Origin of the sequence: Streptomyces sp. NPDC058008 (assembly GCF_042886395.1) — a bacterium.
Lineage (GTDB): Bacteria > Actinomycetota > Actinomycetes > Streptomycetales > Streptomycetaceae > Streptomyces.
This window is the reverse complement of record NZ_JBHVQX010000039.1, coordinates 39367-51785: the sequence shown is the minus strand read 5'-3', so window position 1 is coordinate 51785 and position 12419 is coordinate 39367. Positions and strand designations below refer to the sequence as shown.

General features: G+C 73.6%; 13 protein-coding genes and 1 pseudogene. 5 read left to right on the top strand and 9 right to left on the bottom strand.

Annotated features, from left to right (window positions below; genetic code table 11):
* Positions 1-2: 2 nt before the first annotated feature.
* The 4 genes and pseudogenes from ACFVS9_RS30045 to ACFVS9_RS30030 form a co-directional block, all read right to left on the bottom strand.
* Positions 3-1528: pseudogene (locus tag ACFVS9_RS30045) on the bottom strand (sensor histidine kinase).
* Positions 1525-1647 carry a hypothetical protein gene (locus ACFVS9_RS30040; RefSeq protein WP_389937404.1) on the bottom strand — a complete coding sequence of 41 codons (123 nt, stop codon included), beginning with the start codon at positions 1645-1647 and terminating at the stop codon, positions 1525-1527. Before ACFVS9_RS30040 ends, ACFVS9_RS30045 begins: the two are co-directional and overlap by 4 nt.
* A 207-nt stretch (positions 1648-1854) precedes the next feature.
* On the bottom strand, positions 1855-2460 hold the full coding sequence (locus ACFVS9_RS30035; protein ID WP_383116168.1) for a DUF1349 domain-containing protein: 606 nt from the start codon (positions 2458-2460) through the stop codon (positions 1855-1857).
* Between the two features lie 5 nt (positions 2461-2465).
* A complete protein-coding gene (locus ACFVS9_RS30030; RefSeq protein ID WP_383116146.1) occupies positions 2466-3986 on the bottom strand; it encodes an aldehyde dehydrogenase (NADP(+)) in 1521 nt (506 codons plus the stop codon).
* Positions 3987-4140: 154 nt separating this feature from the next.
* On the opposite strand from ACFVS9_RS30030, the gene ACFVS9_RS30025 reads away from it, so the two are divergent.
* Together ACFVS9_RS30025 and ACFVS9_RS30020 are read left to right on the top strand one after the other, a co-directional pair.
* A complete protein-coding gene (locus ACFVS9_RS30025) occupies positions 4141-4911 on the top strand; it encodes an IclR family transcriptional regulator (RefSeq protein WP_383116147.1) in 771 nt (256 codons plus the stop codon).
* A 93-nt stretch (positions 4912-5004) separates the two neighbouring features.
* Positions 5005-6456, top strand: a complete 1452-nt coding sequence (locus ACFVS9_RS30020) for a peptidoglycan D,D-transpeptidase FtsI family protein (RefSeq protein WP_389937400.1) — start codon at positions 5005-5007, stop codon at positions 6454-6456.
* An 84-nt stretch (positions 6457-6540) separates the two neighbouring features.
* Here ACFVS9_RS30020 and ACFVS9_RS30015 read toward each other — a convergent pair whose 3' ends face one another.
* Complete coding sequence (locus ACFVS9_RS30015) at positions 6541-8058, bottom strand: NCS2 family permease (RefSeq protein WP_389937397.1); 1518 nt, start codon at positions 8056-8058, stop codon at positions 6541-6543.
* A 294-nt stretch (positions 8059-8352) separates the two neighbouring features.
* Here ACFVS9_RS30015 and ACFVS9_RS30010 point away from each other — a divergent pair, with 294 nt between their 5' ends.
* The 3 genes from ACFVS9_RS30010 to ACFVS9_RS30000 all read left to right on the top strand — a co-directional run bounded on the left by ACFVS9_RS30010 (position 8353) and on the right by ACFVS9_RS30000 (position 10604).
* Entirely contained in the window at positions 8353-8925 is a 573-nt protein-coding gene (locus ACFVS9_RS30010) for a SigE family RNA polymerase sigma factor (protein ID WP_383116150.1), read from the top strand.
* Positions 8925-9635: a hypothetical protein gene (locus ACFVS9_RS30005; protein ID WP_389937394.1), complete on the top strand. Its 711-nt coding sequence runs from the start codon at positions 8925-8927 to the stop codon at positions 9633-9635. Before ACFVS9_RS30010 ends, ACFVS9_RS30005 begins: the two co-directional genes overlap by 1 nt.
* Before the next feature lie 135 nt (positions 9636-9770).
* Positions 9771-10604: a pectate lyase gene (locus ACFVS9_RS30000; protein WP_383116152.1), complete on the top strand. Its 834-nt coding sequence runs from the start codon at positions 9771-9773 to the stop codon at positions 10602-10604.
* On the opposite strand, the gene ACFVS9_RS29995 is transcribed toward ACFVS9_RS30000, so the two are convergent.
* The 4 genes from ACFVS9_RS29995 to ACFVS9_RS29980 form a co-directional block, all read right to left on the bottom strand.
* Positions 10591-10806, bottom strand: coding sequence for a hypothetical protein (locus tag ACFVS9_RS29995; RefSeq protein ID WP_389937391.1), 216 nt, complete (start codon positions 10804-10806; stop codon positions 10591-10593). The genes ACFVS9_RS30000 and ACFVS9_RS29995 overlap by 14 nt on opposite strands.
* Positions 10807-10860: 54 nt before the next feature.
* On the bottom strand, positions 10861-11013 hold the full coding sequence (locus ACFVS9_RS29990; protein WP_389937389.1) for a hypothetical protein: 153 nt from the start codon (positions 11011-11013) through the stop codon (positions 10861-10863).
* 120 nt (positions 11014-11133) lie between these two features.
* The gene (locus tag ACFVS9_RS29985; RefSeq protein ID WP_389937386.1) at positions 11134-11256 is read right to left on the bottom strand and encodes a hypothetical protein; all 123 of its coding nucleotides are present in this window, start codon (positions 11254-11256) and stop codon (positions 11134-11136) included.
* The gene (locus tag ACFVS9_RS29980) at positions 11253-12356 is read right to left on the bottom strand and encodes a pectinesterase family protein (protein ID WP_389937383.1); all 1104 of its coding nucleotides are present in this window, start codon (positions 12354-12356) and stop codon (positions 11253-11255) included. Before ACFVS9_RS29980 ends, ACFVS9_RS29985 begins: the two co-directional genes overlap by 4 nt.
* Positions 12357-12419 lie beyond the last annotated feature (63 nt).

Here is a 12419-nt window from a genome sequence, read left to right as displayed (position 1 = left end):
CGTCAGGACGGGTCGCCCGGGAGGAGCAGCCGGAAGGTGCAGCCCTCACCGGGGCCGGTGTCGAGTTCCAGGCGGCCGCCGTGGGCCTCGGCGATCGTCGAGGCGATGGCGAGCCCGAGCCCGGATCCCCCGGCGCACGTGGCGCCGGAGGCCGGTGGTACCCGGTAGAAGCGGTCGAAGACCTGCCGGGCGTCCTGAGGGGCGAGGCCGGGGCCGCGGTCGGCCACCTCGATGACGTGGGCCGGGGCGCCGTGGGGCAGGGGCGGGTTGACGCTGGTACGGCCGGGGCGGTCGGCGCCTCCCGTACGGGGACCGACGCGCAGGCTCCCCACCCGCACCTGGAGCGGGGTGTCCGGCGGGGTGTGCGTACAGGCGTTGTCCAGGAGGTTGGACAGCACCTGGGCGAGCTGGTGGGGGTCGCCCGAGCCCTCCACGACGTCCAGCTCACCGCCTCCGCCGGGTCCGCAGGTCCCGAGCGGTGCGAGGGCGACGCGTCGACCCGGGTGGCGCACGGCCGTGGCGGACACGCCGTCGGCCGCCAGCGAGAGCAGGTCGACCGGCCCGTGCTCGGTGGTGGGGGCGTCGCCGAGCTTGGCCAGCAGGAAGAGGCTGTCGACCAGGCGGCTCATGCGGCCGGCGTTCCGCGCGATCAGCTCGTGGGCCTCGCGCCGACGGGCCGGGGACATGTGCGGTTCCTCCAGCAGGAGTTCGGCGAAGCCCTGGACCGAGGTCAGCGGGGGCGCAGTTCGTGCCCGGCGTCCGCCATGAAGCGGCGCAGCCGGCGCTCGGTCCCGTCCTTGCGGTGCAGTGCCGCCCGGAGCTGGTCGAGCATGGTGTTGAAGGCGATGCCGAGGCGGCCGACCTCGGTGTCCGGGCTGGTGTCGGTGACGCTCTGTTCGAGCGCGCCGCCGGTGATGCTGCGGGCGGTGTGCTCGACACGGGTCAGCGGCCGGAGGCCGAGGCGCACGGCGGCGCTCCCCAGCAGCATCACTCCGGCGGCGGTGGCCGCCCCGACGGCCAGGCTGAACCGGAGCAGCCTGGCCGTCGCGTCCTGGACGGTGTCCAGGGGCAGGGCGACGACGGCACGCATCCCGCCGGGCCCCGGCTCGATGGCCACGCGCCAGTCCCCGTCGCCGTCCGCGGCGGGCACCGTGGACGGACGTCCGTCCACGGGCCGGTCCACGTCGATCGTCCGGGCCAGGCGCGGCTCGCCGCCTCCGCTGCCGAGCGAGTGGGGCAGCAGCCGGCCCTCGGCGTCGTAGAAGTGGACGCGGAAGTCGGAGGGCAGGATCTCGTGGGCGGGTGGCCTGCGGTCGGGCGCGGTGCCGTCGGCGATGTCGCGGTAGACGGGCGGCGGCGGGCGGAAGTCGGCGAGCCGGCCGTCGACCTGCCCGATGAGCCAGGACCGCATGAGGGTCAGTCCGGTGGCCTGGCACACCAGCACCGCGGCGGTGGCCAGGACCGTGGCGATCAGTACCAGCCGGGTGTGCAGCGAGCGGGGGCGCGGGCGGCCCGGTACCCCCCTCACACCGCTCCGCCCCGGACGGGCGGCGGGGACGGATCAGGGGCTGCCGGGTCGGGCAGGGCGCGGTCGCCCGGGCCGTCCTCGACGGCCGGGCTGTCGTGCCGGGCTGGTACGGCCTTCACGGCGGGGTTCCCCTCGGATGGCGCGGGCCGTGCGTCCGCCGGCCGCACCGGACACGGAACCAGGGGCACATGAGGAAGCCGTGAGAAAGGCGGGCCGGGGCCTCTGGACGCGTCCAGGCGCACACCGGGCGGACGGAACGGGCCGGGGCCGCACGGACGAGGGCCCGGAATCCTCCCGGATCCGGGCCCCCACCTGTGTACGGTCCCTCAGCTGCCGTCGCGCAGGTCCCCCGGCGCGGTGGGGCGGAAGGCGATCCGGTCGAACGAGGCGGCGCAGCCCTCACCGGTCGGTGACTGGACGAGGAAGCCGATGCGGGCGGCGGCCCGCTCCTGCTCCGTGCCGAGGGTGAACACCCGGACGAAGGTCCACCGTTCACCGTCCGCCGAGGCGTGGAAGGCGAAGGCGCCGCCGCTGCGGCTGAGCCGCAGCCAGTGGCTGTCCCCTTCCACGACGGCCGAGTTCACGTCGTCGGACTGGCCGCGGGTGACCACGGTGCAGACGGTCGGGCGTTCCGGGGAGAGCTCCAGGCAGAGCTTCGCCCACTCCCGCTCCCCCACGTGGAGGTAGAGCACCCCGGCGTCGAAGGCCGCGGCGAAGCCGACCTTCACCCGGGCGATCAGCTGGAAGTCGCCCTCCGGTGCGGCGCCCAGCAGGCGCGGCGCGTCGGTGGCGGGCTCCAGCGCTTCGCCCCCCGGGGGCACGAAGCGGTCCTGCTTCGCGCCCGCCGAGCCGGTGAGCACGCCGTCCTCGTACGCCCATCCGCCGTCGGGCCCGAACCCTTCGAGGGCGAAGGGGAGTTCGTCGATCCGCATCTGAGTCATGCCCGCCGCCCGTCCACGCGTCGCGGGAGGCCCTGCGGGTTGTCCTCGCGGAGCTCCGGGGGCAGCAGCGCCTCGGGCGTCGACTGGTAGCTGACGGGGCGCAGCCAGCGCTCGATCGCGGTGGCGCCGACCGAGGTGGAGGTGGAGGTGGTGGCCGGGTAGGGGCCGCCGTGGTGCTGGGCGGGAGCGACGGCGACACCGGTCGGCCAGCCGTTGACCAGGACGCGTCCGGCCACCGGGGTGAGCGCGGCCAGCAGGTCGGCGGCGCTGCCGTCGGCCTCCTCCGTGGCGATCTGGAGGGTGGCGGTGAGGTTGCCCGGCAGACGCGACAGCACGGCGGTGATCTCGTCGGCCGAGTCGTAGCGGGCGATGACGGTGACCGGCCCGAAGCACTCCTCCAGGAGCGCGTCGTGCGGCCCCTCCTGGGCCAGCCGGCGGGCGGGCACGGTGAGGAAGCCGGCGGAGACGGTGTGTTCGCCTCCGGCGCCCGGGGTGACCGGGGCCTCGACGTCCGGGAGCGCGGCCCGTTCGGCGACGCCGTGCACGAAGGCGTCGCGCATCCGGTGGTCGAGCATGACCCCGGCGGCCGTGCCGCTGACCGTCTCGGTCAGGGACTTCAGCAACTGGTCGCCGGCCTCGCCGGAGGGGGCGAGGACGAAACCGGGCTTGGTGCAGAACTGCCCGGCGCCCATGGTCATCGAGCCGCCGAGTCCGGCACCGATCTGCTCGGCGCGTTCGGCGGCGGCCGCCTCGGTGACGACGACGGGGTTGAGCGAACCGAGCTCTCCGTGGAAGGGGATCGGCGCGGGCCGGGCGGCGGCGGCGTCGAACAGCGCGCGCCCGCCGCGGATCGAGCCGGTGAAACCGGCCGCGGAGACGAGCGGGTGGCGGACCAGCTCGACACCCGCGTCGAAGCCGTGGACCACGGTCAGGACGTCCTCGGGCAGCCCGTGCCGCGCGGCGGCCCTGCGCAGGAGCGAGGCGCAGATCTCCGAGGTCGCGGGGTGGTCGGGGTGCGCCTTGACGACGACCGGGCAGCCGGCCGCGAGCGCGCTCGCGGTGTCACCGCCGGGGACGGAGAAGGCGAGCGGGAAGTTGCTGGCCGCGTAGACGGCCACGACGCCGAGCGGGATCTTGTAGCGGCGCAGGTCCGGCCAGGGCGGGGTCCGGCTGCCGTCCTCGTGGTCGATGTGGACGTCGAGGAAGGCACCCTCGTCGACGACCTCCGCGAAGGCCCTCAACTGTGCTGCGGTGCGGGCGAGTTCGCCGGTGAGCCGGGCGGGGCCGAGTGCGGTCTCGGCGTCGGCCGCCTCGATGACGTGCTCCTGGGCCTCGGAGAGGAGGTCGGCCGCGGTGCGCAGGAACGCGGCGCGCACGGTGCGGTCGGCCAGCGCTCCACGAGCGGCGTGCGCCGCCCGGACCGCACGGTCGACCTCCTCCGCTGTAGCCTCCACCGCAACCTGCTCACGCGGGTTCCCCGTCCGGGGGTCGACGCTCCAGACTGGTGCTGCTGCCACCGTGTTTCCTTCCGGTCCACTGCCACACAGGAGAAGTTGTTCGGTATTCTGAACAGCGTTCCTGATCGTGAATACACGGGAACTCTATTTCCGGGCGCTCAGTGTTGGCAAGAAGTCACAGGGCCGTGCAAGCGGGCTGGAAGGGACATCAGGCATGTCGGTAGGCGAATCCGGTGGGGCACAGGTCAAATCCGCCGTACGGACGGTGGAACTCCTCGAGTACTTCGCGGGGCGACCCGGTATGCACTCGCTGGCCGCCGTGCAGGAGGCCGTCGGCTACCCCAAGTCCAGCCTCTACATGCTGCTGCGCACCCTGGTGGAGCTCGGCTGGGTGGAGACCGACGCCACGGGCACGCGGTACGGGATCGGCGTACGGGCCCTGCTCGTCGGCACCTCGTACATCGACGGGGACGAGGCCGTCGCCGTCGCCCGGCCCACCCTGGACCGGCTCTCCGACGACACGACGGAGACGATCCACCTGGCCCGGCTCGACGGGACGAACGTGGTGTACCTCGCGACCCGGCAGTCCCAGCACTACCTGCGCCCGTTCACCCGCGTCGGCCGCCGGCTCCCCGCGCACTCCACCTCGCTCGGCAAGGCGCTGCTGGCCACCCACAGCGACGAGCAGGTCCGCGCGATGCTGCCCGAGACGCTGCCCGCCCTGACGGAGCACACCCTCACCGACCGCGAGAAGCTGATCGAGGAGCTGCACGTCATCCGCGAGCAGGGGTACGCGGTGGACCGCGAGGAGAACACCCTGGGGCTGCGCTGCTTCGGCGTCGCGATCCCGTACCGCACCCCGTCGCGCGACGCGATCAGCTGCTCGGTGCCGGTGGCCCGGCTCACGCCGGCGCACGAGCAGATGGTCAAGGACGCCCTGTTCGACGCCCGCGACCGGCTCACCCTCGCGACCCGCAGGCTCTGAGCCCCCGGCGGGCCGCCCCGCGCGCCTGAGAACTCGGTGAGAAGGAACACGGACGGGAACGTCCCCGGCGCCCCCGTTCGTCCCTCCAGCGGGATGAACAAGACGATCAGGCGCGCTTCGGTCTTCTGTCTGCTCATGGTGCTCGCCCTGCTGGTGCGGGCGACCTGGGTGCAGGGGTACGAGGCACGGGCGCTCGCAGACGACGAACACAACCGGCGGAACACGATCGCGCAGTACGCGCAGCCGCTCGGTGACATCATCGTGGCCGGTTCGCCGGTCACCGGTTCGAAGGAGACGGACGGCGACGACCTCCGCTACAAACGCACCTACACCCAGGGCGATCTGTACGCGGCGGTCACCGGCTACAGCTCGCAGGCCTACGGCGCCACACAGCTGGAGGGCATCTACAGCCACGTCCTCGACGGCACCGACGACCGGCTGAAGAATCCCGCCGACGTGCTCACCGGCAAGCAGACGGACCCCGGCGACGTGCTGACGACCATCGACCCGGACGTGCAGAAGGCCGCCTTCGAGGCGCTCGGGGACGACCGGGGCGCGGCGGTCGCGATGGACCCGGAGACCGGGCGCATCCTGGGGATGGTCTCCTCGCCCTCCTACGACCCCTCCGACATCAGCGGGACGACGGACGGCGACGCCTGGCAGAAGCTGCTCGACGACGCGAGCAAGCCGCTGGTCAACCGGGCACTGCGGCAGCCGCTGCCGCCCGGCTCGACGTTCAAGCTGGTGGTGGCCGCGGCGGCGCTGGAGAACGGCCTGTACGGCTCGGTCGACGAGCCCACCGACAGCCCCGACCCGTACACCCTGCCGAACACGAGCACGGTCCTGTCGAACGAGAACCCGTCGGCGCCGTGCGAGAACGCCACCCTGCGGACCGCGCTCCGGTACTCGTGCAACAACGTCTTCGCGAAGGTGGCGGCCGACCTCGGCCAGGACAAGCTGAAGGCCATGGCGGACGCCTTCGGCTTCGACACGGAGAAGCTCGACGTGCCGGTCCGGGCCTCGCAGAGCGTGTACCCGACCGGGATGGACCAGGCGCAGACCGCGCTGACCGGCATCGGCCAGTTCGAGGTGACCGCGACCCCGATGCAGATGGCGATGGTCTCCTCGGCCCTCGCCAACGGCGGTGAGCTGGCCTCGCCGCACATGGTCTCCCGGGTGACGGACGCCGACGGCTCCACGCTCCAGGAGTTCCCGGACGGTGACACCCGGCGGGTCGTGAAGGAGTCGACGGCCGAGCAGCTGCGGAGCGCGATGGTCACCGTGGTGGAGAAGGGGACCGGGAGCAACGCGAGGATCGACGGCGCCGAGGTGGGCGGCAAGACGGGCACCGCGCAGAACGGCGTGGACAACAGCAACACCCCGTACGCCTGGTTCACCTCGTACGCGAAGGACGACTCCACCGGCAAGCAGGTCGCCGTCGCGGTGGTCGTCGAGGACTCCGGGGCGGCCCGCTCCGAGGTCAGCGGCAACGGCCTGGCCGCGCCGATCGCGCAGAAGATGATGACGGCGGCGCTGAAGCGCTGAGCGGGCCCGGGGCCCCCCCCCCCACCGGGGCGGTGGCGGGGGGGGGCGGGTGAAGGGGCCGCGCCGTGGCCGGGGGCCGGGCGCCTACTTCACGCCGAGCAGCTGCTCGACCGGGTCGATGGCGAAGTACACCGTGAACAGGGCCGCGGTGGCCCACAGCAGCGGGTGGACCTCCCTGGCCTTGCCGAGGACGGCCCTGAGCACCACGTAGGCGACGAAGCCCGCGCCGATGCCGTTGGTGATCGAGTAGGTGAACGGCATCACGGCGATCGTGAGGAAGGCCGGGATCGCGATCTCGTACTTCTCCCAGTCGATGTGCCGCACCTGGGCCATGAGCATGAAGCCGACCGCGACCAGGGCGGGCGCCGCCGCCTGCGCGGGGACGATCGTGGACAGCGGGGTGAGGAAGAGCGCGACCGCGAAGAGGCCACCGGTGACGAGGGAGGCGAAGCCGGTACGGGCGCCTTCGCCGACCCCCGCGGTGGACTCGACGTAGGACGTGGCGGAGGACGCGGAGGCCGCGCCGCCCGCGACGGCCGCCGCGCCGTCGATGAGCAGGACCCGGCCCAGGTGCGGCACCTTGCCGTCCTCGTCGAGGAGTCCGGCCTCGTGGGAGACGCCCACGACGGTGCCCATGGTGTCGAAGAAGTCGCTGAGCAGCAGGGTGAAGACCAGCAGCACGAGGGTGAGGACACCCACGTGCTGGAACGCCCCGAAGAGGCTGAAGGAGCCGATCAGCCCGAAGTCCGGTGCCGCGAGCAGGTCGTCGGGCACGGCGGGCACGGTCAGGCCCCAGGCGGCGGGGGCGATGTCGGCGACCGCGTCGATGACCACCGCGACGGCGGTGGTCACCACGATGCTGATGAGGATGGCGCCCTTCGTCCTGCGGGCGAGCAGCGCGACGGTGAGCAGCACGCCGAGGCAGAAGACCAGGACCGGCCAGCCGGAGAGGTGTCCGGTGGCGCCGAGCTGGACGGGGACGGAGCCGGTGTCCCCGGGGATGCGGGAGACGAATCCGGCGTCGACGAAGCCGATGAAGGCGATGAAGAGGCCGATGCCGACGCTGATGGCCTGCTTGAGGGACGCCGGGATCGCGTGCATGAGCGCCTCGCGGAGGCCGGTGACCACCAGGACGCAGATCAGCAGGCCCTCGATGACGATGAGGCCCATCGCGTCGGGCCAGCTCATCAGGGGCGCGAGCTGGAAGGCGGCGACGGCGTTGAGGCCGAGACCGGCGGCGAGGGCGAGCGGGAGGTTGCCGCCGAGCCCCATGAGGACGGTCATCACCGCGGCGACCAGGGCGGTGGCGGTGGCGAGCTGGGGGCCCGAGAGGTGGTTGCCGAACTTGTCCTCGGCCGATCCGAGGATGACCGGGTTGAGCACCAGGATGTAGGCCATCGTGAAGAAGGTGGCGAAGCCGCCGCGTATCTCACGTCCGAAGTCGGAGCCGCGGGCGCTGATCGAGAAGTAGCGGTCGACGGCGCCTCCCGGCCCGGCCGCGGCGGGCGCCCCGGGCAGCGGCGCGGCGGGGTCCGCGAGTCCGGGCGCCTTCGCGTCGTCGGTCCTGCTCGCGGGCACGGTGGGATCAGGTCTGTCCGGCACGGCACTCCTCCAGGGGTACGGATCACGCGGCGGTCAGCCGGATTGTTCACCGGCCACGGGGGTTTCGGGTTTTCGCCGTGTTACGTCTTGCGCGGCCCGCCGGTCCGGTCGCGCCACCGCGCCGTTCACCCGGCGCAGGGGGCTTCAGGTTTTCGCCGTGTTACGCCTTACTGGGAGGCGCACGCGTCGAAGCGCTTCCGGGACGGCGTTGGTACGCTCTCGCCCCGCGAACGGCACTGGGAACGTACACAGTCCGTGGAGCGCGCAGGGATCCGGTGCAGAGGAGAGGTACCCGTGGGCACAGTCGTGGATGACGCCGCTGCCGCCGAGTTCCGTGCGTTCTTCGAGGCGCACTACGCCGAACTCGCCCGGCTCGCGCACCTGCTGACGGGCGAGGCCGACGCGGCGGACGACCTGGCCGCCGACGCCCTCATGGCGCTCTGGCACCGCTGGGACCGGGTGAGGGACGCCGAACACCCCGCGGCGTACGCCAGGGGGGTCGTCGCCAACCTGGCCCGTACGCGCATCCGCAGCGCGGTGCGCGAGCGGCGCAGGGTCGCGCTGTTCTGGGCTCCCCGGGGGACCGGCGACGGCTACGCGGCGGACGGGCCCGACGTGTCGGCCGTGGTGGACGTCCAGGAGGCCCTGCGCAGGCTGCCGTTCCGCAAGCGCGCGTGCGTGGTGCTGCGGCACGCCTTCGACCTGTCCGAGCGGGACACCGCTCTGGTGCTGGGCATCTCGGTGGGTACGGTGAAGAGCCAGACCTCGCGCGGTGTGGCGGAACTCCAGCGGCTGCTCGGACCCGAGGCCCCGGCGGCCCGGGTACAGGTCGCGGTGGCCGGGCAGCGCACCGGAGGAAGGCAGTGATGGACGAGCACCTGCGGGAGCGGCTGCGCACGGCCGCCGCTTCGCACCGCCCCGACCGGGCGCGGATGCTGGCGCGGATCGAGCGCGGCATGGCGGAGGAGCCCCCGGCCCGGCCCGCCCGCGCCCCGCGCGCCCCCATGCCGTGGCTGCGCGTCGCCGGTGCGACCGTGGCGGTGTGCGGGGTGCTGACGGCGGGGGCGTTCGCGGTCACGTCGGCCGGCCGGGAGGCGCCGGAGGGCGGGCAGCGGGTGGCCGCGGGGCCCGCGTCGCCGGGGCCCGCCGCGCCGGCCTCCGGCCGGGGCGGTGCGCTGCCCGCCGGGAAGGGCCCGCTGTGGTCGGACGGTTCGCTGGACCCGGCCGGCAACAGCTACTGGGCGCAGAGCGAGGTCACGCTCAAGACGTCCCGGCCGCTGTCCGGGCTGACCGTCGAACTCCGTGTCGCCCTCAACGGCGGGGTGAACACCACCGGTTCCTGGCGCTCGCTGCCGGAGGGGGACTTCGCGGTCGCGGCGCGCGAGGAGGACGGCTTCCTGGTCTACCGGTGGGTCCTGAAGCCGGGGCGGAGCGTGCCGGCCGGGACGCACACCTTCGCGGGGCAGTACGACCACGCGGAGGGCACCCGCGACACGGGGCGGGACGACTACACGGCGCGTGCCCTGGCCGGCGGCGAACAGATCTCGGTGGGCGGGGACTTCGCGGAGACGCACTGACCGCACGGCGCGTGCGGCGGCGGGCGGAGTGCGCGGCGGCGGGAAATCGGACCGGGAACCCGGCAACCCTTTCCGGGGCGGTGACGACCCATGAGCGCGACACACCCCCACCCCCTAGGAAACGGAATCCACGACATGAGCCGACGAGCGCACACCCACCGGCGCGGGCCGGGCGGGCGCCGCATGGCCGCCGCACTGACCACGGCCCTGGCCCTCACCGCCGCCGCCCTCGCCTCCGGCGCCACGCTCCAGCCCGCGGGCGCGGCGACGGCCGCGGTGCCCGCCTGGCCCAGTGCCACCGGGAGCCAGGCCGTCTCGAAGACCATCAGCGTCTCGGGGACGTACGACGGGTCGCTGAAGCGCTTCTACGGGACCGGCGACCTCGGCGGGGGCGGCCAGGAGGAGGGCCAGGACCCGATCTTCAAGCTGGCCGACGGGGCGACGCTGAAGAACGTCATCCTGGGCTCGCCCGCCGCCGACGGCGTCCACTGCTCCGGCAGCTGCACGATCCAGAACGTCTGGTGGGAGGACGTCGGCGAGGACGCCGCGTCCTTCAAGGGCACGTCGTCCGGCTCGGTCTACACCGTGTACGGCGGCGGCGCGAAGAAGGCCTCCGACAAGGTCTTCCAGTTCAACGGCGCGGGCAAGCTGGTCGTGACGAAGTTCCAGGTCTCCGACTTCGGCAAGCTCGTCCGGTCCTGCGGCAACTGCTCCAAGCAGTACAAGCGCGAGATCATCGTGAACGACGTCGACGTCACGGCGCCGGGCAAGGCCCTGGTCGGGATCAACACCAACTACGGGGACACCGCCGCCCTGCGCCTGGTACGGATCCACGGTGACAGCAGCAAGAAGATCAAGCCGTGCGTCCGCTACACCGGCAACAGCACCGGCGCCGAGCCGACCGAGACCGGCAGCGGTCCGGACGGGACGTACTGCCGTTACGCCGCGTCGGACCTCAGCTACGACTAGGCGGTGACGGTGCGGGGGCGCGGACACCGGTGTGTCCGCGCCCCCGCGTCATGCCCGCCGCGCCCCGGCCGGTCGCGCTGCGCCCCTCGGCCTCGCCCGGACCGATGCCGCGGTCCAGCATCCGCGCGGCGTCGGCGTACCGGTCGGTGCTGTTCAGCACCGTGCCGATGTACGTCGTGCCGCCGCGGGTGGCCGAGAACACCAGGCAGCCGCCCGCCGGTGCGGTCGTGCCGGTCCTGATGCCGGCGACACCCTCCTACGAGCCGAGGAGCTGGCTCGTGCCGGTCCAGGTGCAGTCGCGTACCGGGCCGGCTCCGCCGGTTCGGACGGGGTGCCGACATCGCCCCCACCCGTCGAAGGACTCGAACTCGGTCTTGTCGAGGTGGAGTTCGTCGGCCTTGTCGTTCACCTGCCCGATGACCGAGGCGGTCCGCTCCGCGCCGGTGCCGAAGGTGTCGGCGAGCGCCAGGGCGGCTTCCGCGCCGGAGGGAGCAGCGCCGCGTGGAGCGGCTGACGGATGGTGAGCGTGTCACCGGTCCGGAGGTCCGGTGCTGGAGCCGTGTTCCGTGACGTGGTCGCGGTACTCCTGCCGGACGGGTACCCGGCGGTCCAGGTCGAGCCCCTCGATGCCCGGGACGGCCCGGGTGTTCACGCGAAGGGGCGCCAGTCGCCCAGCCATTCGGCCGGTGTGTGCGCGCGGGCCTGGGACGCGGTCAGCTGCGGACGGTTCCCGGGGACGGTGACGCGCGCGCCGGGACCGGTGTTGCGGTACTCGGCGAAGCGCTGGTCCTGCCAGGGGAAGCCCGCGGACATCGTGGCGTACGGCTCGGCCGCGTCGACGCCCGCGCCGAGGTGGCTGTCGCGGACGGTCAGCATCGGGTGCGCGGTGAGGTCGGAGGAGGGCACCCAGGGGCGGGCCAGCTTGTAGTACCCGTCGGGCGCGGCGCTGGTGACCCGGGAGCGCAGGACCAGGTAGCCGTGCGGGGCGCCCCCGGCGGTACTGGGCGCGAAGACGAAGCCGTACGGCGCCGAGGCGAGGTCCGTGCGCGTCAGGGTGTGGAAGTGGCAGCGGTCGTAGACGGCGGCGGCGCGGCCGAAGACGAAGTCGACGTCGCCCTCCACGTAGCAGTCCCGGTAGTACTGGCGGGCGAGGGAGGTGAGCGCGGGGGAATCGGCGTACAGGGTGTCCTGGTGGCCGAGGAACCGGCAGCGGTGGAACGCCGAGCGGTCGCCCTGCACCTTGATGGCGACGGCCTGGGTACCGGTGTACTCCGGGTGGTCCGCGCGCAGCCAGTCGTTGGCGAAGGTCACGTCGCGGGCGGTGAAGCCCGCGGCCTGGACGGTGACGGTGGCCGATCCGCTCGTGCCGTAGGGGCCGGAGCCGTCGGGCCTGGGGGTGCCGGCCGCGTTGTCGTGCACGAGGACGGTGTCCCGGGGCCCGCCGCTCGCCCCGATCAGGGTGAGCCCGGTCTGCGCCGCGGTGACGAGGACCGGGCCGCGGTAGGTGCCGGGGGCGAGCACCAGGGTGCGGCCGGTGCCGGAGGCTGCGGCCACGGCGGACCGCACGTCGGTGTGGTCGCCCCTGCCGTGCGGGTCGACGTAGAGCGTGAGCGGGTCGAGCCGCCGGGACGGGGATCCGTACCGGCCGAAGGGGCGGTCGTGCGCGGGCCTGGCGTGGGCGGCGGGTGCGCCGAGGGCGAGGGCGGCGCCCGCACCCGCGAACAGGGTCAGCGCACTGCGTCTGCTGGGCATGGCGGTAACTCCTCTGCGGGGGTGGGGTGGCCGGAGCGGCGCTCTCCGGGGTGGTGGAGAGCG

Excerpts from the sequence above, each read along its gene's own strand:
- ACFVS9_RS30000 (WP_383116152.1), top strand. The coding sequence starts at position 9,771 with ATGAGCCGACGAGCGCACACCCACCGGCGCGGGCCGGGCGGGCGCCGC.
- ACFVS9_RS29980 (WP_389937383.1), bottom strand. The coding sequence starts at position 12,356 with ATGCCCAGCAGACGCAGTGCGCTGACCCTGTTCGCGGGTGCGGGCGCC.
- ACFVS9_RS30035 (WP_383116168.1), bottom strand. The coding sequence starts at position 2,460 with ATGCGGATCGACGAACTCCCCTTCGCCCTCGAAGGGTTCGGGCCCGAC.
- ACFVS9_RS30025 (WP_383116147.1), top strand. The coding sequence starts at position 4,141 with ATGTCGGTAGGCGAATCCGGTGGGGCACAGGTCAAATCCGCCGTACGG.
- ACFVS9_RS30005 (WP_389937394.1), top strand. The coding sequence starts at position 8,925 with ATGGACGAGCACCTGCGGGAGCGGCTGCGCACGGCCGCCGCTTCGCAC.
- ACFVS9_RS30020 (WP_389937400.1), top strand. The coding sequence starts at position 5,005 with ATGAACAAGACGATCAGGCGCGCTTCGGTCTTCTGTCTGCTCATGGTG.